This window comes from Streptomyces sp. NPDC051105 (genome assembly GCF_040682795.1).
Taxonomy (GTDB): Bacteria; Actinomycetota; Actinomycetes; order Streptomycetales; family Streptomycetaceae; genus Streptomyces.
Map to the genome: position 1 here is coordinate 97,028 of NZ_JBFBBR010000019.1, position 19,186 is coordinate 116,213.

At 69.5% G+C, this 19,186-nt stretch carries 16 protein-coding genes and 5 tRNA genes; 9 read left to right on the forward strand and 12 right to left on the reverse strand.

Translation table 11 applies throughout. From position 1 onward, the window contains the following. Positions 1-26 precede the first annotated feature (26 nt). The 10 genes from AB0N16_RS35505 to AB0N16_RS35550 all read right to left on the reverse strand — a co-directional run bounded on the left by AB0N16_RS35505 (position 27) and on the right by AB0N16_RS35550 (position 4,399). Positions 27-99, reverse strand: a tRNA-Glu gene (locus AB0N16_RS35505). A gap of 43 nt (positions 100-142) precedes the next feature. Beyond that, positions 143-214, reverse strand: a tRNA-Gln gene (locus AB0N16_RS35510). 21 nt (positions 215-235) lie between these two features. Continuing rightward, positions 236-308 (reverse strand) — tRNA-Glu (locus AB0N16_RS35515). A 22-nt stretch (positions 309-330) separates the two neighbouring features. Continuing rightward, positions 331-403: transfer RNA gene (locus AB0N16_RS35520), tRNA-Glu, on the reverse strand. Positions 404-442: 39 nt separating this feature from the next. Beyond that, positions 443-514: transfer RNA gene (locus AB0N16_RS35525), tRNA-Gln, on the reverse strand. A 91-nt stretch (positions 515-605) separates the two neighbouring features. Continuing rightward, positions 606-1,337 carry an HAD family hydrolase gene (locus AB0N16_RS35530; protein WP_365804074.1) on the reverse strand — a complete coding sequence of 244 codons (732 nt, stop codon included), beginning with the start codon at positions 1,335-1,337 and terminating at the stop codon, positions 606-608. A gap of 45 nt (positions 1,338-1,382) precedes the next feature. Beyond that, the gene (locus AB0N16_RS35535) at positions 1,383-1,703 is read right to left on the reverse strand and encodes a hypothetical protein (protein ID WP_365804076.1); all 321 of its coding nucleotides are present in this window, start codon (positions 1,701-1,703) and stop codon (positions 1,383-1,385) included. A 96-nt stretch (positions 1,704-1,799) separates the two neighbouring features. Then, entirely contained in the window at positions 1,800-3,284 is a 1,485-nt protein-coding gene (gltX, locus tag AB0N16_RS35540; RefSeq protein ID WP_365804078.1) for a glutamate--tRNA ligase, read from the reverse strand. Beyond that, a complete protein-coding gene (locus tag AB0N16_RS35545; RefSeq protein ID WP_365804080.1) occupies positions 3,277-4,062 on the reverse strand; it encodes a fumarylacetoacetate hydrolase family protein in 786 nt (261 codons plus the stop codon). The genes gltX and AB0N16_RS35545 overlap by 8 nt, the downstream gene beginning before the upstream one ends. A 148-nt stretch (positions 4,063-4,210) precedes the next feature. After that, positions 4,211-4,399 (reverse strand): hypothetical protein, encoded by a 189-nt coding sequence (locus tag AB0N16_RS35550; RefSeq protein ID WP_365804082.1) that lies wholly within the window; start codon positions 4,397-4,399, stop codon positions 4,211-4,213. Positions 4,400-4,971: 572 nt separating this feature from the next. Between AB0N16_RS35550 and AB0N16_RS35555 the strand changes: the two genes are divergently transcribed. The 8 genes from AB0N16_RS35555 to AB0N16_RS35590 all read left to right on the forward strand — a co-directional run bounded on the left by AB0N16_RS35555 (position 4,972) and on the right by AB0N16_RS35590 (position 15,764). Next, on the forward strand, positions 4,972-8,928 hold the full coding sequence (locus tag AB0N16_RS35555; protein WP_365804084.1) for a nitrate- and nitrite sensing domain-containing protein: 3,957 nt from the start codon (positions 4,972-4,974) through the stop codon (positions 8,926-8,928). A gap of 9 nt (positions 8,929-8,937) precedes the next feature. Further along, positions 8,938-9,351, forward strand: a complete 414-nt coding sequence (locus AB0N16_RS35560; RefSeq protein ID WP_005479910.1) for a roadblock/LC7 domain-containing protein — start codon at positions 8,938-8,940, stop codon at positions 9,349-9,351. After that, positions 9,243-9,860, forward strand: a complete 618-nt coding sequence (locus AB0N16_RS35565; protein ID WP_351705286.1) for a DUF742 domain-containing protein — start codon at positions 9,243-9,245, stop codon at positions 9,858-9,860. Before AB0N16_RS35560 ends, AB0N16_RS35565 begins: the two co-directional genes overlap by 109 nt. Further along, complete coding sequence (locus AB0N16_RS35570; protein ID WP_046729249.1) at positions 9,841-10,416, forward strand: ATP/GTP-binding protein; 576 nt, start codon at positions 9,841-9,843, stop codon at positions 10,414-10,416. Before AB0N16_RS35565 ends, AB0N16_RS35570 begins: the two co-directional genes overlap by 20 nt. Positions 10,417-10,797: 381 nt before the next feature. Then, positions 10,798-14,112 (forward strand): nitrate- and nitrite sensing domain-containing protein, encoded by a 3,315-nt coding sequence (locus AB0N16_RS35575; protein WP_365804087.1) that lies wholly within the window; start codon positions 10,798-10,800, stop codon positions 14,110-14,112. A 10-nt stretch (positions 14,113-14,122) separates the two neighbouring features. Further along, a complete protein-coding gene (locus AB0N16_RS35580; protein WP_033321188.1) occupies positions 14,123-14,536 on the forward strand; it encodes a roadblock/LC7 domain-containing protein in 414 nt (137 codons plus the stop codon). Between the two features lie 96 nt (positions 14,537-14,632). Beyond that, on the forward strand, positions 14,633-15,202 hold the full coding sequence (locus AB0N16_RS35585; RefSeq protein WP_362574904.1) for a DUF742 domain-containing protein: 570 nt from the start codon (positions 14,633-14,635) through the stop codon (positions 15,200-15,202). Continuing rightward, a complete protein-coding gene (locus AB0N16_RS35590; protein ID WP_046729246.1) occupies positions 15,183-15,764 on the forward strand; it encodes an ATP/GTP-binding protein in 582 nt (193 codons plus the stop codon). Before AB0N16_RS35585 ends, AB0N16_RS35590 begins: the two co-directional genes overlap by 20 nt. A 480-nt stretch (positions 15,765-16,244) precedes the next feature. On the opposite strand, the gene AB0N16_RS35595 is transcribed toward AB0N16_RS35590, so the two are convergent. Then, complete coding sequence (locus AB0N16_RS35595) at positions 16,245-16,442, reverse strand: acyl-CoA carboxylase subunit epsilon (protein WP_089098553.1); 198 nt, start codon at positions 16,440-16,442, stop codon at positions 16,245-16,247. Between the two features lie 34 nt (positions 16,443-16,476). Next, positions 16,477-18,072 carry an acyl-CoA carboxylase subunit beta gene (locus AB0N16_RS35600; protein WP_365804090.1) on the reverse strand — a complete coding sequence of 532 codons (1,596 nt, stop codon included), beginning with the start codon at positions 18,070-18,072 and terminating at the stop codon, positions 16,477-16,479. A gap of 482 nt (positions 18,073-18,554) precedes the next feature. Between AB0N16_RS35600 and AB0N16_RS35605 the strand changes: the two genes are divergently transcribed. Beyond that, positions 18,555-19,148: a YceI family protein gene (locus AB0N16_RS35605; protein WP_365804092.1), complete on the forward strand. Its 594-nt coding sequence runs from the start codon at positions 18,555-18,557 to the stop codon at positions 19,146-19,148. Positions 19,149-19,186: the final 38 nt, after the last annotated feature.

The following is a 19,186-nucleotide window of genomic DNA, read 5'->3' on the forward strand; positions in this document are numbered from 1 at the left end:
TGAGGGGCCTCGCTCTTTTTCCCCTGTACCCCCGACCGGATTCGAACCGGCGCTACCGCCTTGAGAGGGCGGCGTGCTAGGCCGCTACACAACGGGGGCGTGGATCTTACGCGCGTTTAATGTACAACGCCGCAGATCCGAGCTGGTCTACCTGGACTCGAACCAAGACTAACTGAACCAGAATCAGTCGTGCTGCCAATTACACCATAGACCAATGATGGTTTAGACCAGTTCGTACCCCCGACCGGATTCGAACCGGCGCTACCGCCTTGAGAGGGCAGCGTGCTAGGCCGCTACACAACGGGGGCCCTAGCGATCCTTCGATCACCGTACCCCCGACCGGATTCGAACCGGCGCTACTGCCTTGAGAGGGCAGCGTGCTAGGCCGCTACACAACGGGGGCTTGCGGATGTGATCCGCGCGTGCAGATGAGCTCTGCGAGCTGGCCTACCTGGACTCGAACCAAGACTAACTGAACCAGAATCAGTCGTGCTGCCAATTACACCATAGGCCACTGGAACGCAAGCCCCTGAGGGGATCTTGTTCTAGTTTCGCGCCTCCGGTTCCGGCCTTTCGGCCCGCTCCCCGGCGGCGCAGGAAGAACATTACCTGAAGGTGGACGGGGCTCCAAAACGGGTATCGGCGCGGAGGATCGCGGGCAGTTCGGCGAGGGACGCGATCCGGTGCGGTCCGGCGGACGCGTCGCCCCTGGTCGACGCTCCGTGGCGGTCGATCCACACCGACAGCAGCCCGGCGTCGGCGGCGCCACGTCCGTCGATCTCCGGGTGGTCACCGACGTACGCGACCTCGTGCGGGGCGAGTTCCAGCGCGGCGCAGGCCGCCAGGAAGGCGCCGGCGGCGGGCTTGGAGACGCCCAGTTCGACGGCGCAGAGGATGGCCTCGAAGCGGTCGTGGACGCCGAGCGTGCGCAGCTTGTGGTCCTGGACGTGCAGGCTGGAGTTGGAGAGCACGGCGTGCCGGTAGCCCGCCGCGAGGGCGTCCAGGGCGGGCAGGACGTCCGGGAAGAGGGCCCAGACGGCCTCATAGTGTGTCCGGTACCGGCGGAACCAGTCGTCGGCCTCGGCGTCGGTCAGCTCCGCCTCCAGGAACATCCGGACCCGGTCGCGGCGCTGGTCCTCGAAGGAGAGCTCACCCGCCGAGACCCGCGCCCACTGCTGGTCGGTGATCTCCCGCCAACGCGTGAGGGCCTGCTCGCGAGTCTCGTCTCCGGCGAACAGGCCCTCGGCCGCCAGGTGGGCGCGCATGCCCTCGCGATCCGCACTCGTGTAGTCGAAGAGCGTGTCGTCAACGTCCCAGATCACGGCACGAATGGTCATGACCAGACGATAACGCGCGCCGGACGGGCACCTCGGCGGAACAGGTCAGGCGTGGACACCCCACCAGGTGAAGCGGCCGGGCTCGATGCCGTACTGGTCCACGACGCTGTACGGGCTGCTGTACACGGCATCGCCGTTGGAGGAAGTGCGGAGCATGTCGCTGTCGTAGTTCGTCAGCGCCTCCCCGTAGTCCCACCACTGCCCGGTACTGCCGCCGCAGGGGCTCGTCCGCACCGCATTCGTCGCGGTCTTCTGGTCGGTGGTGAGGCAGTCGCCGTTGGCCCTGCTGACCAGTCGGTGGAACGTCTCGCCGGCGATGTTGGTGAACGCCTCGCTCCCCCAGTACCAGTTGCGGCTGGACAGCAAGTCGTTACAGGTATCCGAGCAGAGAGGGGGCACCCGCCCGGTACGACGAAGGGGCGGCCCCGCGATGAACCGGGGCCGCCCCTCACGCGCGCGTGCCTACGCGCTCAGCTTCGCCAGCGCCGCGTCGATCCTGGCCAGGGTCTTCTCCTTGCCCAGGATCTCCAGGGACTCGAAGAGCGGCAGGCCGACCGTGCGGCCGGTGACGGCCACCCGGACCGGAGCCTGGGCCTTGCCGAGCTTGAGGCCGTGGGCCTCGCCCGCGGCCAGCACGGCCTCCTTCAGGGACTCCGGAGAGGTCCAGTCGGCCGACTCCAGCTTCTCCCGGGCCGTGGCCAGCAGGGCGTCGCTGCCCTCCTTCATCGCCTTCGTCCACGACGCCTCGTCGGAGACCGGCTCGGGCAGGAACAGGAAGTCGACGTTGTCGGTGATCTCCGACAGGACCTTCAGGCGGGTCTGGGCGTGCGGGGCGATCGCGTGCCACTTGGACTCGTCGAAGTCCGCCGGGTCCCAGGGGGCGAAGGGGGCCTTCAGCCAGGGGGCACAGCGCTCCGTGAAGTCCTTCACCTCCAGCAGGCGGATGTGGTCGGCGTTGATCGCCTCGCACTTCTTCAGGTCGAAGCGGGCCGGGTTGGGGTTCACGTCGGAGATCTCGAAGGCGGCCACCATCTCCTCGATCGAGAAGATGTCCTGGTCCGCGGAGAACGACCAGCCGAGCAGCGACAGGTAGTTCAGCAGGCCCTCGGGGAGGAAGCCGCGCTCGCGGTAGAGGTTGAGCGAGGACTCCGGGTCGCGCTTGGAGAGCTTCTTGTTGCCCTCTCCCATGACGTAGGGGAGGTGGCCGAAGGCCGGGATCTGCCGGGCGATGCCGAGCTCGGTCAGCGCCTTGTAGAGAGCGATCTGGCGCGGGGTGGAGGAGAGCAGGTCCTCGCCGCGCAGGACGTGGGTGATCTCCATCAGGGCGTCGTCGACCGGGTTGACGAGCGTGTACAGCGGGGCGCCGTTCGCGCGGACGATGCCGTAGTCCGGGACGTTCTCCGGGGTGAAGGTCAGCTCGCCGCGGACCAGGTCCGTGAAGGTGATCGTCTCGTCGGGCATCCGGAAGCGGACGATCGGGGCGCGGCCCTGGGCCTTGTACTCCTCGACCTGCTCCGCGGTGAGGTCGCGGCAGTGGCCGTCGTAGCCGGACGGACGGCCGGCCGCGCGGGCGGCCTCGCGGCGGGTGTCCAGCTCCTCCTGGGAGCAGTAGCAGTGGTAGGCGTGGCCCGCGTCGAGCAGCTTCTGGGCGACGTCCTTGTACAGGTCCATGCGCTGCGACTGGCGGTACGGCGCGTGCGGGCCGCCGATCTCGGGGCCCTCGTCCCAGTCGAAGCCCAGCCAGCGCATCGCATCGAGCAGCTGGTTGTACGACTCCTCGGAGTCGCGGGCCACGTCGGTGTCCTCGATGCGGAAGACCAGCGTGCCCTGGTGGTGCCGGGCGAACGCCCAGTTGAACAGGGCGGTGCGGACCAGGCCCACATGGGGGTTACCGGTGGGCGAGGGACAGAAACGGACGCGGACGGGGGAGCCGGGTGCGCTAGCCACGCTTGACAACCTTGTTGGTGAGAGTGCCGATGCCTTCGATGGTGACGGCGACCTCGTCGCCGACGTTGAGGGGGCCTACCCCTGCCGGGGTGCCGGTGAGGATCACGTCGCCGGGGAGCAGCGTCATGGCCTCGGTGATGTTGACGATCAGGTCCGCGATGGGATGGATCATCTCGCTGGTCCGGCCCAGCTGGCGCTGTTCGCCGTTGACCGTGAGCTGGATCGTCAGGTCGGACGCGGTGGCGAGGTCCAGGTCGGTCTCCACCCAGGGGCCGAGCGGGCAGGAGGTGTCGAAGCCCTTGGCCCGGGCCCACTGCTTCTCGCGCTTCTGGACGTCGCGGGCGGTGACGTCGTTGGCGCAGGTGTAGCCGAGGATGACGTCCTGGACGCGCTCGCGCGGGACCTCGCGGCACATGCGGCCGATGACCACGGCCAGTTCGGCCTCGTGGTGGAGGTCCTGGGAGAACGAGGGGTACTGGATCTCGTCGCCGGAGCCGATCACCGAGGTGGACGGCTTGAAGAAGGCGAAGGGGGCGTCCGGGACCTCGTTGCCCAGCTCCCTCGCGTGCTCCGCGTAGTTGCGGCCGTAGGCGACGACCTTGTTCGGGAGCACCGGCGGGAGCAGCCGTACCTTGTTCAGCGGGACCTTCGTGCCGGAGAGCTCGAAGTCCGTGAACGGAATGCCCTTGATGATGTCGAGGACGAGTTCGTCCTGCTTGTCGCCCTCGACGGCGCCGAAGGCGACGTTCCCGTCGATGGAGAACCTGGCGATGCGCACGGGATCCTTGCGCCCCTCACTGAGCCGGCTGGAGTCTGACGCTCCAGGCTAACGCGGTAAGGGGTGGCCGCCGTGAAAACGACCCGGTGACCGGGTGACCGAGTGAACGGCGGCCGTGACCCGTACTGACGGCTACGCGGCTGCTCGGCTACTCGCCGACCGAGGTCGTGGCCGGGATCTCCGTGAGGATGGTGCGCCGCGGGTTGGCGGTCTGGGCGGGGAGGTCGAGGGAGTGCTCGGGGAGTTCGGGGGTCTGCAGTTCCTCGGCGTCCTTGAGGTGGGCGAGGGTGGTGCGCCGGGGGTTGGCTATGTTGCGGAACATCATCGTCGTCTTCACGGTTGCAGTGGACCCCGTCGTGTGTGGGTTGGCAGAGACTTCCCTCTTGTAAAGCGTCAGGCTAAACATCGAATTCCCGGCGGAAGCCGCCAACTAGCGGTGATCCATGTGTGAGTTTGCTCACGAAGTCGAGGGCAAAACGGTCATTCCAGGCCTGCAAGTCACCACAATGAAACGGACATTGGCGAACTGAAGCTGTCATTCCGCTCCTGATCATGGCGACTGGGACACGCCCCGCGCGCCTATGCCTGGCAGGGATACGTCCGTTATGTACGCGATCGGCTTCGACATCTCGTAACGTGTCACTCACACGCTGTCACGGAGGTCACAGCTCGGCTCACGGCCCTTGTTGGAGATCCGGCACTGTGCTGGAATTCCACGGACCGCCGCGGGATCGAGCCGGCGCGCAGGGGCGCAACGCAGCGCCGGGTGGCGGCGAGACAGGGGGAACCAGCGCCGGTCACACTCACGACCAACAGGGGGCGCGCATTCAGGGCGCTCCCCCCTATCAACGCCGACACCGTGTCTCTCCGTTCAGCGGAGGGGCGCCTGGTCCAGAGGTTGCGACGCTAGTGCAGGGACGTTTCAAGAGGGATGGCAGCGCTTCGGCGGAGCCGGAGGCGCACGGCGGGACCGACCGCGGTTCCTCGCCCCAGCACGCCCAGAACCAGGGCCCGGCCCAGGTCGGTGGTGACGGCGGTGAGCGCTCCGGGCGCCCCGCCGTGTCGGCGTCTTCGGCGTCCTCGGGACCTTCGGGCCCCCAGCCGACCGCCGCGCCGGCACCCACGGTCAAGCCCGCCAAGGGCCCGTCCAACCCCGGCTCGCGCATAGCCCTGCGCAACTGGCGCATCTCCACGCGCCTGGTGTCGCTGCTCGCGCTCCCCGTGGTGGCGGCGACGACGCTGGGCGCGGTGCGTATCAACGACTCGCTCGACGACATCCAGCAGCTCGACAACATGAAGCTGCTGACGGAGATGACCAAGCAGGCGACCGAGCTGGCCGTCGCGCTCCAGGACGAGCGCGACGACACGGCCGGTCCGCTGGCGCACGGTCAGTCGACCAGCAGCCTCGCGATCAAGGACCAGGAGGCGCAGACCGACCGCGCCCGCGACAACTTCCTCAACGCCTCCGAGGACATCGACGCCGCGAGCAAGAACGGTCAGCTCCAAGGCGTCCGGGACAGCCTCGTCGGCCTGGCCGGCCAGCTGGACGACCTGGCGAAGATCCGCAAGGACGCCTATCAGCAGAAGGAGAACTCGACCCAGACGGTCGAGTCCTACCACCGCCTGATCACCCAGCTGATCGACCTCTCCCAGGACATGGCGCAGGCCTCCAGCAACCCGGAGATGATCCAGCGCACCCGCGCCCTGGCGGCGTTCTCCACCGCCAAGGAGTACGCGTCCGTGCAGCGCGCCGTCATCGCCGCGGCCCTGCCCGCCAACAACACCACCGCCGGCGACCTCTCCGAGAACGACCGCCTGTACGGCGAGTCCGCCCAGGAGAGCGAGACCTCCGAGCTGACGATCTTCCGGAAGATCTACGCCGGCAACGCCGCGACCCTGCTGGAGCCGATCGAGGGGAAGAACCCCACGATCGAGGCCGCCGACACCTACGCCAAGCGTGCGCTCGGCGCCCAGAACGGTCTCAACGAGCTGAGCAAGCGGTCGTACAAGGACTGGGTGGACGACAGCTCGACCAAGATCGAGCAGATGGAGAAGATCGAGCACTCGCTGCTCGAGGACATGGAGCAGAAGGCCCGCGAGCTGCGGTCCTCCTCCGAGCAGGAAGCCATCCTCTCCGGTGCGCTGATCCTGCTCGTCCTCGGTGTGTCGCTGGTCGGCGCCTTCATCGTGGCCCGCTCCATGATCCGTTCGCTGCGCCGCCTCCAGGAGACCGCCACCAAGGTCGCCCAGGACCGGCTGCCCGAGCTGGTCAAGCAGCTGTCCGAATCCGACCCGCAGGACGTCGACACGTCCGTGGAGTCGGTCGGTGTGCACTCCCGGGATGAGATCGGCCAGGTGGCCGCGGCCTTCGACGACGTGCACCGCGAGGCGGTCCGCCTCGCCGCCGAGCAGGCCCTGCTGCGGGGCAACGTCAACGCGATGTTCACCAACCTCTCGCGCCGTTCCCAGGGCCTCATCCAGCGCCAGCTCTCGCTCATCTCCGAACTGGAGTCCCGCGAGGCCGATCCGGACCAGCTCTCCTCCCTCTTCAAGCTCGACCACCTCGCGACGCGTATGCGCCGTAACGGTGAGAACCTCCTCGTCCTCGCCGGTGAAGAGCCCGGTCGCCGCTGGACCCGCCCGGTCCCGCTGGTCGACGTGCTCCGCGCCGCCGCGTCCGAGGTGGAGCAGTACGAGCGCATCGAACTGGCCGCCGTGCCGACCACCGAAGTGGCCGGCCGCGTGGTCAACGACCTCGTGCACCTGCTCGCCGAGCTGCTCGAGAACGCCACCTCGTTCTCCTCGCCGCAGACCAAGGTCAAGGTCACCGGTCACGCGCTGCCCGACGGCCGCGTCCTGATCGAGATCCACGACACCGGTATCGGCCTCTCTCCCGAGGACCTCGCGGCGATCAACGAGCGGCTCGCCTCGCCGCCCACCGTGGACGTCTCCGTCTCCCGCCGCATGGGCCTCTTCGTGGTCGGTCGTCTGTCGCAGCGGCACGGCATCCGCATCCAGCTGCGCCCGTCCGACTCCGGTGGTACGACCGCGCTGGTCATGCTTCCCGTCGACGTCGCCCAGGGCGGCAAGAAGCCCGCTCCCGGCAAGCCCGGCGCCCCGGCGTCCTCCGGCGGCCCGGCCGCCGCACAGGCAGCGGCCGGTGCGGCCGCGGCCCGGCGCGGTGGCCAGGGCGGCGCCGGCGGCTCGCTCGGCGCGGGTGCCCCCGCCGCGGCCCTCGGCGGCGGTGCCCGCGGTGGCGCCGGTGGTGCCGGCGGCCCCTCCGGCGGCGGACTGCTCGGCGCCGGTGCGGCTCCGCGCGGCCAGGTCGGCGCGGGCCAGGGTCCCCGGGCCGCACTGCCCGGCGCGGGCCCCAACGGCGGCCGTCCCGGTGCCCCGGGCGGCGCGCGCGGCCAGCAGGGTCCGGCGGCTCCCCCGCAGGGCCGGCCCAACGGCGGCGGCGGTGCCTTCGGCGACCAGGACGCGTTCGGCAACCGGCAGGAATCCTTCGGCGGTCAGGACGCCTTCGGCAACCGGCCCCCGGTCCCGCCGCAGCGCTCCGCCTCCCCCTCCGACCAGGGCCGTCAGCCCCAGCTGCCGCCGCGCGGTGGCCCGCGGGCCGAGCTGCCCGGCGGCAACCCGCAGCAGGGCAGGCCCAGCTGGAGCGACGACAACGCCCAGCCGCCGCTCTCCCGTGCCTCGCTGGACACCCCGCGCGGCCACGACGAGCAGGACCCGGCCCACACCGCGCCGATGCCCCGCATCGACGGCCGGCAGGACCTGGGCGCCACCTCGCAGATGCCGGCGATCCCGCAGGGGCCGTCGTCCACCGGCGAGTTCCCGCGCCCGGACTTCAACCTGCCGAACGGCTCGCAGAACACCGGTTCCTTCCCCCGCCCCGGCGCGAACGGACCGCAGGACACGGGTTCCTTCCCCCGCCCCGGCGCGAACGGACCGCAGGACACGGGCTCCTTCCCCCGCCCCGGCGCGAACGGACCGCAGGACACGGGCTCCTTCCCCCGCCCCAACGTCAACGGCCAGCAGGACCCGGGGCAGTTCGTCCGCTCCGATGTCTTCGGCGCGTCGACCGGGCCGCAGGGCGGCTCCCAGAACACCGGGCAGTTCGCCACCCCGCAGGGCTACGACAACGGCTCCACCGGCCAGTTCGCCGCACCGTCCTACGACGGCGGCTCCACCGGCCAGCACTCCCTGCCCGGCCGCCAGAACGGCTTCGCGGCCAACGGCCAGTACGGCAACGGCCAGCACGGCACGGGCCAGTTCGAGCGGCCGGGGACCAACGGCCGCGGCATGGACTTCGGCGCGCCACAGCGTCCGCCGGTGCCGCCCGCGCCGCCGGCCCGCCAGGAGCCCGAGGCGCTGCCGCCGGCCAGCGGTCCCGGTGACGGTCGTACCCCGCTGTACGACACGCTGGAGACCAACTGGTTCCACGGCGGCCAGCAGGAGCAGCAGCACCCGCAGAGCAACGGCCACGGAAACGGCTCGGCGCCGGTCCCGCCCGTTCCTGCCCAGCCGCCGGCCCCGGCCGCCGCGGCCCCCCAGCGTCCCGCCCAGGCAGCCTGGCGCACCTCCCCGAACGACGACCTCGTCCGGCAGGCGGAGCGTGTACGGCAGCCGGCGGCGGGCGGTGTCACCACCTCCGGTCTGCCGCGCCGGGTGCCCAGGGCGAACCTCGTCCCGGGCACGGCTCAGCAGCAACAGCACCACACCGGTCCGCAGGTCTCGCGTGCGCCTGATGACGTCCGCGGCCGGCTGACCAATCTCCGTCGGGGTATCGCGCAGGGACGGCAGGCCGGAACCGGCCCGCAGACCGGCAGCTTCCCGAGCCCCACTCACCAGCAGGAGCGTTAGTTGAGTCCGATGAGCCAGGCGGCACAGAACCTCAACTGGTTGATCACCAACTTCGTGGACAACACCCCCGGTGTGTCCCACACCGTCGTCGTATCCGCCGACGGTCTCCTTCTGGCGATGTCCGAAGGCTTCCCTCGTGACCGTGCCGACCAACTGGCGGCCGTCGCGTCCGGACTCACCTCGCTGACGGCCGGGGCCTCCCGGATCTTCGAGGGCGGCGACGTCGCACAGACGGTCGTCGAGATGGAGCGCGGCTTTCTTTTCCTGATGTCCGTCTCGGACGGGTCGTCCCTCGCGGTCCTGGCCCACCCCGAGTGCGACATCGGCCTCGTCGGCTACGAGATGGCGCTCCTGGTCGACCGCGCGGGCGCGGTGCTCACGCCCGACCTGCGCGCCGAACTGCAAGGCAGTCTGCTCCACTGACAGCCCGGATCCAACCCACCTCACCAAATCACCGTCCGGCCGCCACAATCCCCCCACCGGCCACGTCCGACGGCACGACTGACCGACTTGCTGTCCCGCCCGGAGGAACGATGACCCCGCCCACCGCCTCTCATGATCCGTACGCGGAGCCGTACGGGGACGAGGGCGACCAGCCGCTGGTACGTCCTTACGCGATGACCGGCGGCCGGACACGGCCGCGCTATCAGCTCGCCATCGAGGCGCTGATCAGCACGACGGCCGACCCGGCAGCGCTCATGGGGCTGCTCCCGGAGCACCAGCGCATCTGCCACCTGTGCCGTGAGGTGAAGTCGGTGGCCGAGGTCTCGGCGCTGCTCGCCATGCCGCTCGGTGTGGCCCGGATCCTGGTGGCCGACCTCGCCGAGGCCGGCCTGGTCGCCATCCACCAGCCGGGCGGCGACGAGAACAACGGTGGCGCACCTGACGTGACGCTGCTCGAAAGGGTGCTCAGTGGACTTCGCAAGCTCTGACGGAGGTCGGGCCACCACCTCCGCGAAGATCGTGGTGGCGGGCGGCTTCGGCGTCGGCAAGACCACGTTCGTGGGAGCGGTCTCCGAGATCAACCCGCTGCGCACGGAGGCCGTGATGACGTCCGCCTCGGCGGGCATCGACGACCTGACCCACACCGGGGACAAGACCACCACCACGGTGGCCATGGACTTCGGACGTATCACGCTCGACCAGGACCTGATCCTGTACCTGTTCGGCACACCGGGCCAGGACCGCTTCTGGTTCATGTGGGACGACCTGGTCAGGGGCGCCATCGGCGCCGTCGTCCTGGTGGACACCCGCCGGCTCGCCGACTGCTTTCCGGCGGTGGACTATTTCGAGAACAGCGGTCTGCCGTTCGTCATAGCGCTCAACGGCTTCGACGGACACCAGCCCTACACGCCCGAAGAGGTGCGCGAGGCGCTGCAGATCGGCCCGGACGCGCCGATCATCACCACGGACGCCCGGCACCGCGCCGATGCCAAGAGTGCGCTGATCACGCTGGTGGAGCACGCTCTCATGGCACGGTTGCGGTAGCACCCAAGTCGTTCATCGTGTACGGCAGTTGTCGTACGGAAACCGGAGCCGACTGTGGCCTTTGACACGGTCGGCTCCGGTGTTCATAACGTTTCGGCAGAGGAATCCGGTGGTATCGCCACGCGTCGCGGTCGCGCGGTACCGCTGCGCTCACAACAGCCCCGCCTTTTGGCGGGGCTCGCTCTTTATGACCGTTTTATCTGGGCCTTACAAGACCGCACTCCACCGCTTTCCGCTGTTTGGAAGTGCGCAGGCCCCCGTGCTGGAATGCCTGAACTGCCCAATAGTCAAAGACGTACTGAGTAGTGGTCTGAGACACACCGGGCTCTGAGAGACTGCGGCACGACGATAGGTGCCCGCCGCCGAGAGGTTGTTGGTCGAGTGAGGCGAAGCAAGAACGGTCCCGAGCCGTCGGCACGGGGCAACTTCACCCCGCCGCCGCGCGCTGCGGCGCCCACCCCTGTGCCAGCCGCGGAACCACCGGCCGCGCCCGCGAAGAGCGGCGGCCGTTTCTCCCCGCGCAACTGGCGAGTGCCGACCAGGCTGAACGCGATTCTGCTCATACCCGTGGTCGTCGGTCTCGTCATGGGCGGCTTCCAGGTGAAGAGCTCCATCGACACCTGGAACGAGGCCCGGGACGCGGAGAACACCGCGCGCCTGGTCCGCGCCTCCCTCAGCTACGCCGACGCCCTGTACAACGAGCGTGACACCACCGCGGCGCCCCTGCTCAAGGGCTCGCTGCAGAACGCGGCCGACAAGAAGACCGTCAAGGACGCGCGCGCCGAGACCGACAAGGCCGCCGACGCCTTCGACGCGGCCGCGCAGAACATGCCGCAGAAGGCCGGCCTGGAGCGCCGCCTGAAGCTGTTCCGCGAGGCGGAGCCCTCCCTCACGGACCTGCGCGCCGCCGCGTACACCACCAGGCTCACCGGTGTGAAGACGGAAGAGGGCTACACCCAGGTCGCCCACCCGCTGATGGAGTTCGCCAACGAGCTCGGTCTGGGCACCGGAAACATCACCTCCTACGGTCGTACGGTCTACGCCATCTCGCTCACCAAGGCGGCCCTGTCGCTGGAGCGCTCGATCGGCATGCACCTGCTGATCAAGCCCGGCCCGGACGCCGGCAACCTGGCCTCCCAGCGGGTCGCCCTCTCGTCGTACGCCTACCTCGAAGGCATCGCCGTCGAGGAGTACATCGGCGGTGGCACCGAGGCGGACGCGCAGAAGCTGGCCGGTCTCCAGCAGAAGATCAAGGCCGACGGCGCGGCGATGGTCCAGCAGGCGAAGGCCAAGGACCCGAACTACGTGGCCCCGCCGTCCAAGGACAACGCGATGGTCTCGGCGCTGGCGACGCTGCAGGACACCGACCCGAGCACCCGCCAGACGCTGGCGGCCGGGGGCATCACCGCCGAAAACTGGTGGGCGGTGAACACGCTCAAGTACAACGCCTACCGCACGATCGAGTCGGACATGGCCGACAAGGCGGTGAGCGAGGCCTCCAGCATCGCCGACGACGCCAAGACCTCCGCGTTCATCACCGGTGCCGCGGTCGTGGTCGCCCTGCTCGCGGCGTTCATCCTGGCCGGCATGGTGGCCCGCCAGATGTCCCGCTCGATGCGCCAGCTGCGCAACGCCGCCTTCGGCATCGCCGAGCAGCGCCTGCCGATGCTGGTCGACCAGCTCTCCCGCACCGACCCCGGCCGGGTCGACACCCGGGTGGCGCCGATCCCGATCACCACCACCGACGAGATCGGCGAAGTCGCCCGCGCCTTCGACCAGGTCCACCGCGAGGCCGTCCGGCTCGCCGCCGAACAGGCGCTGCTGCGGGGCAACATCAACGCGATCTTCACCAACCTGTCGCGCCGCAACCAGTCGCTGATCGAGGGCCAGCTGACCCTGATCACCGACCTGGAGAACAACGAGGCCGACCCGGACCAGCTGGAGAACCTCTTCCGCCTGGACCACCTCGCGACCCGTATGCGCCGCAACGGCGAGAACCTCCTGGTCCTCGCCGGCGAGGAGCCCGGCCGCCGCTGGGACCAGCCGGTCCCGCTGGTGGACGTGCTGCGCGCCGCCTCCTCCGAGGTGGAGCAGTACGAGCGCATCGAGCTGTCCGGCGTCCCGGAGGCCGAGATCCACGGCCGCGCGGTCACCGACCTCGTGCACCTGCTCGCCGAGCTCCTGGAGAACGCCACCACGTTCTCCTCCCCGCAGACCAAGGTCCGCGTGACGGCCACCCGTCTCCCCGACGGGCGCGTCATGATCGAGATCCACGACAAGGGAATCGGCCTCACCGCCGAGGACTTCGCGGACATCAACCACAAGCTGGCCAACCCGCCGACCGTGGACGCCGCGATCTCCCAGCGCATGGGCCTCTTCGTGGTCGGCCGGCTCTCCGACCGGCACGGCATCCGGGTCCAGCTGCGCCCCTCCGGGGAGCAGGCCGGCACCACCTCGCTGGTCATGCTGCCGGACGCCATCACCCACGGTGGTGGCGGCGAACAGCCGCTGGACCGCGAGGAGTTCACCGTCTCGCAGATCATCCCGGAGCAGCAGTTCCAGGTTGAGAACTTCAGCCAGCAGCAGCCGCTCCAGCCGATGCGCACGGCGGCCGAGCTCGGCTTCGACGACAGCCGTTACACGGAGGTCCCCGACGACATCCGTGAGCTGGACCCCGTCGGCCGCTCCCTGATGCGCGAGGAGCGCCGTGCGGCCCTGGAGGCCCAGGCGCAGCCCGGGCAGGCCGCACAGCTCCCGCAGAGCCCTCAGGAGACCTCGGAGATCCCGGCGTACGCCGACGAGTTCGACCGGGGCCAGCAGGGCTACGACACCAGCGGTACGGGCTTCCAGGAACAGCCCACGGGCTTCGACGCCGGGCAGCAGTACCAGGAGCGGTCGCAGAGCGCGTACGACGAGCAGTACTACGCGCCGAACGGCGGCCTGCCGCGGAACGACACGTTCTCGCCGGACGCCTTCGCCACCAACGGCGGCGGCTACCCGGAGCCCACGTATCCGGAACCGGCCCAGGAAGAGCCCGCGGCCGCCCAGGGCGCCGCTTCCGAGTCGTTCCCGGCGTTCGGCGAGCAGCAGCCCTACCAGGACGACTGGCCGCAGCAGGGTCAGCAGCAGGACAGCTACCAGAACGGTTACCCGGCCCAGTACGCTCCGGAAGCGGAGTCGGCGCAGGCCGGTGACGTGGACGAGCGGAACCGCGTAGGCTTCGACCGTCCGGGAGCGGCTCCCTCGGCCGGCCACCAGCTGACCGACGCCGGGCTGCCCCGCCGGGGATCCGGCGGTCCCAGCGGCCCGAACGGCGCGGCTCCCGCGCAGCAGGCTCCGGCCGCGGCTTCGGCTCCGGCGGCCTCGGCTCCGGAGTCCAACGGCGACAGCAGCTGGCGTTCGGCGAACGACGAGCGCTGGCAGCAGGCCTCGCAGCTGCGCAGGCCCAAGGCGGGCGGGGTCACCTCCTCCGGTCTGCCGAGGCGGGTGCCCAAGGCCAACCTGGTCGAGGGAGCCGCCGAGAACACCCCTCAGGGCGGCCCACAGGTCTCCCGCGCCCCGGAGGACGTCCGGGGCAGGCTGAGCAACCTGCGCAGGGGCGTCCAGCGCGGACGCAACGCAGGCAGTGAAACGAACGGCCAGGCCACTAGGAATCAGCACAGTGGTCCTGACAGCACCTACAACCAGGAGCGTTAGTGTGAGCCCGATGAGCCAGGCGGCACAGAACCTGAACTGGTTGATCACCAACTTCGTGGACAACACCCCGGGGGTGTCCCACACGGTGGTGGTCTCCGCCGACGGACTCCTTCTGGCGATGTCCGAAGGCTTCCCCCGCGACCGCGCCGACCAGCTCGCGGCCGTCGCCTCCGGTCTGACGTCTCTGACGGCAGGCGCCTCCCGGATTTTCGAGGGCGGCAGCGTGAATCAGACGGTTGTGGAGATGGAGCGGGGGTTCCTGTTCATCATGTCCATTTCCGATGGGTCGTCCTTGGCCGTCCTGGCCCACCCGGAGGCCGACATTGGCCTGGTTGGGTACGAGATGGCCCTTTTGGTGGACCGAGCGGGCACGGTTCTTACCCCGGATCTGCGTGCGGAACTCCAGGGAAGCCTTCTCAACTAACAAGCAGACGGTGCGTTTTCGCGTCCCGGGGCCGTAAGGTTTCGGGACGCGGCTCCACAGGGATGGGTGCCCGGCACGGTCGGAGGAGGAGAGAAAGTGGCAACACCCCCAGGCGGTTCGAATAACGGCAACTGGTCGTACGGTCCTGCGCAGGGCCAGGGCGACGGTTCCGCGAACCGGTACAACTTCCCCTCCACGCCGAGCCACCGGCAGCCGTACGCGCCGCAGGGCCCCGGCCCGTCGCCGTACGACCAGCCGCCGGCGCCGCGCATCCAGCCGGTACAGCCGCAGCGCCGTCCCGAGCCGGCGCCGGCCTCGGGGTCGCACAACCCCTTGGTGCGTCCGTACGCCATGACCGGTGGCCGGACCCGCCCGCGGTACCAGCTCGCCATCGAGGCGCTGGTGCACACCACCGCGCAGCCGCACCAGATGCAGGGCCAGCTGCCCGAGCATCAGCGGATCTGCAACCTCTGCCGGGAGATCAAATCGGTGGCCGAAGTCTCGGCCCTCCTGTCGATCCCTCTCGGCGTGGCCAGGATCCTCGTCGCCGACTTGGCGGAGGCGGGCCTGGTCGCCATCCATCAGCCCGGCGGCGACGAGAACGCCGGTGGCCAGCCAGACGTGACACTGCTCGAAAGGGTGCTCAGTGGACTTCGCAAGCTCTAGCGGCGGTCCTTCCCGCTCCACCACCTCCGCGAAGATCGTGGTGGCGGGCGGCTTCGGCGTGGGCAAGACCACGTTCGTCGGTGCCGTCTCGGAGATCAACCCGCTGCGCACAGAGGCCGTGATGACGTCCGCGTCTGCCGGCATCGACGACCTCACCCACACCGGGGACAAGACGACCACCACGGTCGCCATGGACTTCGGCCGCATCACCCTGGACCAGGACCTGATCCTGTACCTGTTCGGCACGCCGGGCCAGGACCGCTTCTGGTTCATGTGGGACGACCTGGTGCGCGGCGCGATCGGCGCCATCGTCCTGGTGGACACGCGCCGTCTCGCCGACTGCTTCCCCGCGGTCGACTACTTCGAGAACTCGGGTCTCCCCTTCGTCATCGCCCTCAACGGCTTCGACGGCAACCAGCCGTACAACCCGGAAGAGGTCCGCGAGGCGCTTCAGATCGGCCCCGACACCCCGATCATCACGACGGACGCCCGCCACCGCGCGGACGCCAAGTCGGCCCTGATCACCTTGGTCGAGCACGCGCTCATGGCCCGCCTGCGCTAGCGGTCGTCTCTCCGAGGGGCCCCTTCCACCCGGAACGGGCCCCTTTGTCGTACCCCGTCGTACCCCCGTCGTGTGGCGGTTCGTCAGACCCCGCTGTTCGGGACCCTCTTCCTCGTGGTGCGCCCGTCGCACCCCGGCGCGCGCCGGGCGCTCGGCGCTGCAGGCGCGCGCCCCGGGCCCGCGCCCACAGCGCCGTAAGGGCGGCTCCTGCGGCCCGGCAGAGCCTCCGGGAGGGGAAGCCGGGCCCGGCGGCCGCAGGCCGCCCACAGGTCACCCAGCGGCGTGCCGGTCCCTTGGCGGGTCCGGCAACAGGTCACCCAGCGGCGCGCCGGTCCCTTGGCGGGTCCGGCAACAGGTCACCCAGCGGCGCGCCGGTCCCTTGGCGGGTCCGGCACCGGAGTCCGTGACGCCACGGAGCACGACCACGGCCCCGCCCTCCCGAAGGAGGAGCGGGGCCGTGGTCGACGCTGCGGCGAGAGCTCAGTGCCAGCTGTGCGGGGCGCGGAAGCCGTTTTCGCGTTCCAGGCGGCGCCAGCCCGCCTTCGCGCGGCCTCGGTGGGTCTGCTCGGTGTCGGCGGTCGGCCGGGCGGCCGCGCGGGCCAGGAGGACCGCCGTTATGGCGGCGACTTCCTCCGGGTCGGCGTTGCCCTTCTCCACGCGAATGTCAGGGACGTTCATGGATTCAGTCTCCGTGAGAGAGGTTTCCGCAGGATTACTGCGGGGGGTTGCCGTGCTTACGGGACGGCAGGTCGGCGTGCTTGGTGTGCAGCATCGCCAGCGACTTGGCGAGCACCTCGCGGGTCTCGGCCGGGTCGATGACGTCGTCGACCAGGCCGCGCTCGGCCGCGTAGTAGGGGTGCATGAGCTCGGCCTTGTACTCCTTGACCATCTTCTGCCGCATGGCCTCGGGGTCCTCGGCGGCGGCGATCTGCCGACGGAAGATCACGTTGGCCGCGCCCTCCGCGCCCATGACCGCGATCTCGTTCGTCGGCCAGGCGTACGTCAGGTCGGCACCGATCGACTGGGAGTCCATGACGATGTAGGCACCTCCGTACGCCTTGCGCAGGATCAGTGAGATCCGGGGCACGGTCGCGTTGCAGTAGGCGTAGAGGAGCTTCGCGCCGTGGCGGATGATCCCGCCGTGTTCCTGGTCGACACCGGGGAGGAAGCCCGGTACGTCCAGGAAGGTGACGATCGGAACATTGAAAGCGTCACACATCTGAACAAAGCGCGCAGCTTTTTCACTCGCCTCGATGTCCAGGACGCCTGCCAGCACCTGCGGTTGGTTGGCGATGATGCCCACGACCTGGCCGTCGATCCGGGCCAGCGCGCAGATGATGTTCCGCGCCCAGCGCTCGTGGACCTCCAGGTACTCGCCGTCGTCGACGATCTCCTCGATCACCTTGGTCATGTCGTACGGCCGGTTGCCGTCGGCCGGGACCAAGTCCAGGAGGGCGTCGCCGCGGCGGTCCACGGGGTCCGTGGAATCGACCCGGGGCGGGTTCTCGCGGTTGTTCTGCGGGAGCAGCGAGAGGAGGTAGCGGACCTCCGCGATGCAGGTCTCCTCGTCGTCGTACGCGAAGTGACAGACGCCGGAGGTCTCCGCGTGCACGTCGGCGCCGCCGAGGCCGTTCTGGGTGATCTCCTCACCGGTGACCGCCTTGACGACGTCCGGGCCGGTGATGAACATCTGCGAGGTCTCGCGGACCATGAAGACGAAGTCCGTGAGGGCGGGGCTGTAGGCCGCGCCGCCGGCGCAGGGGCCGAGCATCACGGAGATCTGCGGGATGACACCGGACGCCTTGGTGTTGCGCTGGAAGATGCCGCCGTAGCCGGCGAGGGCGGAGACGCCCTCCTGGATACGGGCGCCGGCGCCGTCGTTCAGGGAGACCAGCGGGGCGCCGGCCGCGATGGCCATGTCCATGATCTTGTGGATCTTGGTGGCGTGGGCCTCGCCCAGCGCGCCGCCGAAGATCCGGAAGTCATGGGCGTACACGAAGACCGTACGGCCCTCGACCGTGCCCCAGCCGGTGATGACGCCGTCGGTGTAGGGTTTCTTGGCCTCCAGGCCGAAGCCGACCGCGCGGTGCCGGCGCAGCTGCTCGACCTCCTGGAAGGAATCCGGGTCCAGGAGCAGCTCGATACGCTCCCGGGCCGTCAGCTTGCCCTTGGCACGCTGCGCCTCGGTCGCCTTCTCGCTGGGCCCCGCCACGGCCGCCGCACGGATCTCGTGCAGCTCGGCGACCCGCCCGCGCGCGTCCGTCGGCTCGCCGGTGGGCTCACCCGTCGTCTCTTCCAAAACGGTCATGTAGCGACCTTACGAAGGACACCAAGGATTACGAGACGTCGACTCCGTACAGTCTCCGACCCGTTTTCCTGGAACCACTGAACAGAACCAGAGCGACATGCAGCCGTTCCGACTGCTCAGAGGGCTGTGGCGTTGTAGGGGTGCCACAAAGACGGGGCCTGAGACGCGCCTCACATTCATGGCCGGTCCATACCACCCCAGGGGTGACAGGGCCCCCGGACGGCGGTCCCCCCGCCCCTCCGACCCCACTCCCTTCCGAGCCTAACCGCACCCGCGCCATCCGCTCCCGTCGTGTCGCGATTCAGCCCGGACGGTATTACCGTGCGTAATGAGCGCGATACGCGAGCGGATGATGTTGAAGGTTGTACGGAATAGGGCTACGGTGGGCGTCGTTGAGTTCGTTGAACGTTAAACATCAACGGTCCGCGCCTACGGCATCCACCGCTCCTAGGCCGCGACCCGTCCCCCTCAAGGAGCACGTCATGGGTATCTTCGGCCGCAAGAACGACGAAACCGCCACCGTCCCCAGCGCCGACACGGCCGCGCTGACCGGCGACTACACGATCGACCCGGCGCACAGCACGCTCGGCTTCGTGGCCCGCCACGCGATGGTCACCAACGTCAAGGGCAGCTTCCAGCAGTTCGAGGGCTCGCTGCACCTGGACGGCTCGGACCCGGCGAAGTCCACCGCCACCCTCGACATCACGATGGAGAGCATCACCACGGGCAGCCCGGACCGTGACGGTCACCTGAAGTCGGCGGACTTCTTCAAGACGGACGAGTTCCCGACGATGACCTTCCGCTCCACCAAGGCGGAGGCCCTCGGCGGCGACGACTACCGCATCACCGGCGACCTCACCATCCTCGGTGTCTCCCGGCCGGTCACCATCGACCTGGAGTTCAACGGCGCCGCCAAGGACCCGTTCGGCAACGAGCGCGTCGGCTTCGAGGGCAAGGCCGAGATCAAGCGCTCCGACTGGGGCGTGACCTGGAACGCGGCGCTGGAGACCGGCGGCGTCCTGGTCTCCGACAAGATCAAGCTGAACTTCGACATCTCCGCGATCAAGAACGCGTGAGCCCGCGGCGCCGGACCGCCGGCCCCGATCACGCCCGC

What these genes read in the sequence shown, in the direction of transcription:
- AB0N16_RS35530 (WP_365804074.1), bottom strand. Translation starts at nt 1,337, where the DNA reads ATGACCATTCGTGCCGTGATCTGGGACGTTGACGACACGCTCTTCGAC.
- AB0N16_RS35560 (WP_005479910.1), top strand. Translation starts at nt 8,938, where the DNA reads ATGAGCCAGGCGGCACAGAACCTCAACTGGTTGATCACCAACTTCGTG.
- AB0N16_RS35580 (WP_033321188.1), top strand. Translation starts at nt 14,123, where the DNA reads ATGAGCCAGGCGGCACAGAACCTGAACTGGTTGATCACCAACTTCGTG.
- AB0N16_RS35595 (WP_089098553.1), bottom strand. Translation starts at nt 16,442, where the DNA reads ATGAACGTCCCTGACATTCGCGTGGAGAAGGGCAACGCCGACCCGGAG.
- AB0N16_RS35600 (WP_365804090.1), bottom strand. Translation starts at nt 18,072, where the DNA reads ATGACCGTTTTGGAAGAGACGACGGGTGAGCCCACCGGCGAGCCGACG.
- AB0N16_RS35605 (WP_365804092.1), top strand. Translation starts at nt 18,555, where the DNA reads ATGGGTATCTTCGGCCGCAAGAACGACGAAACCGCCACCGTCCCCAGC.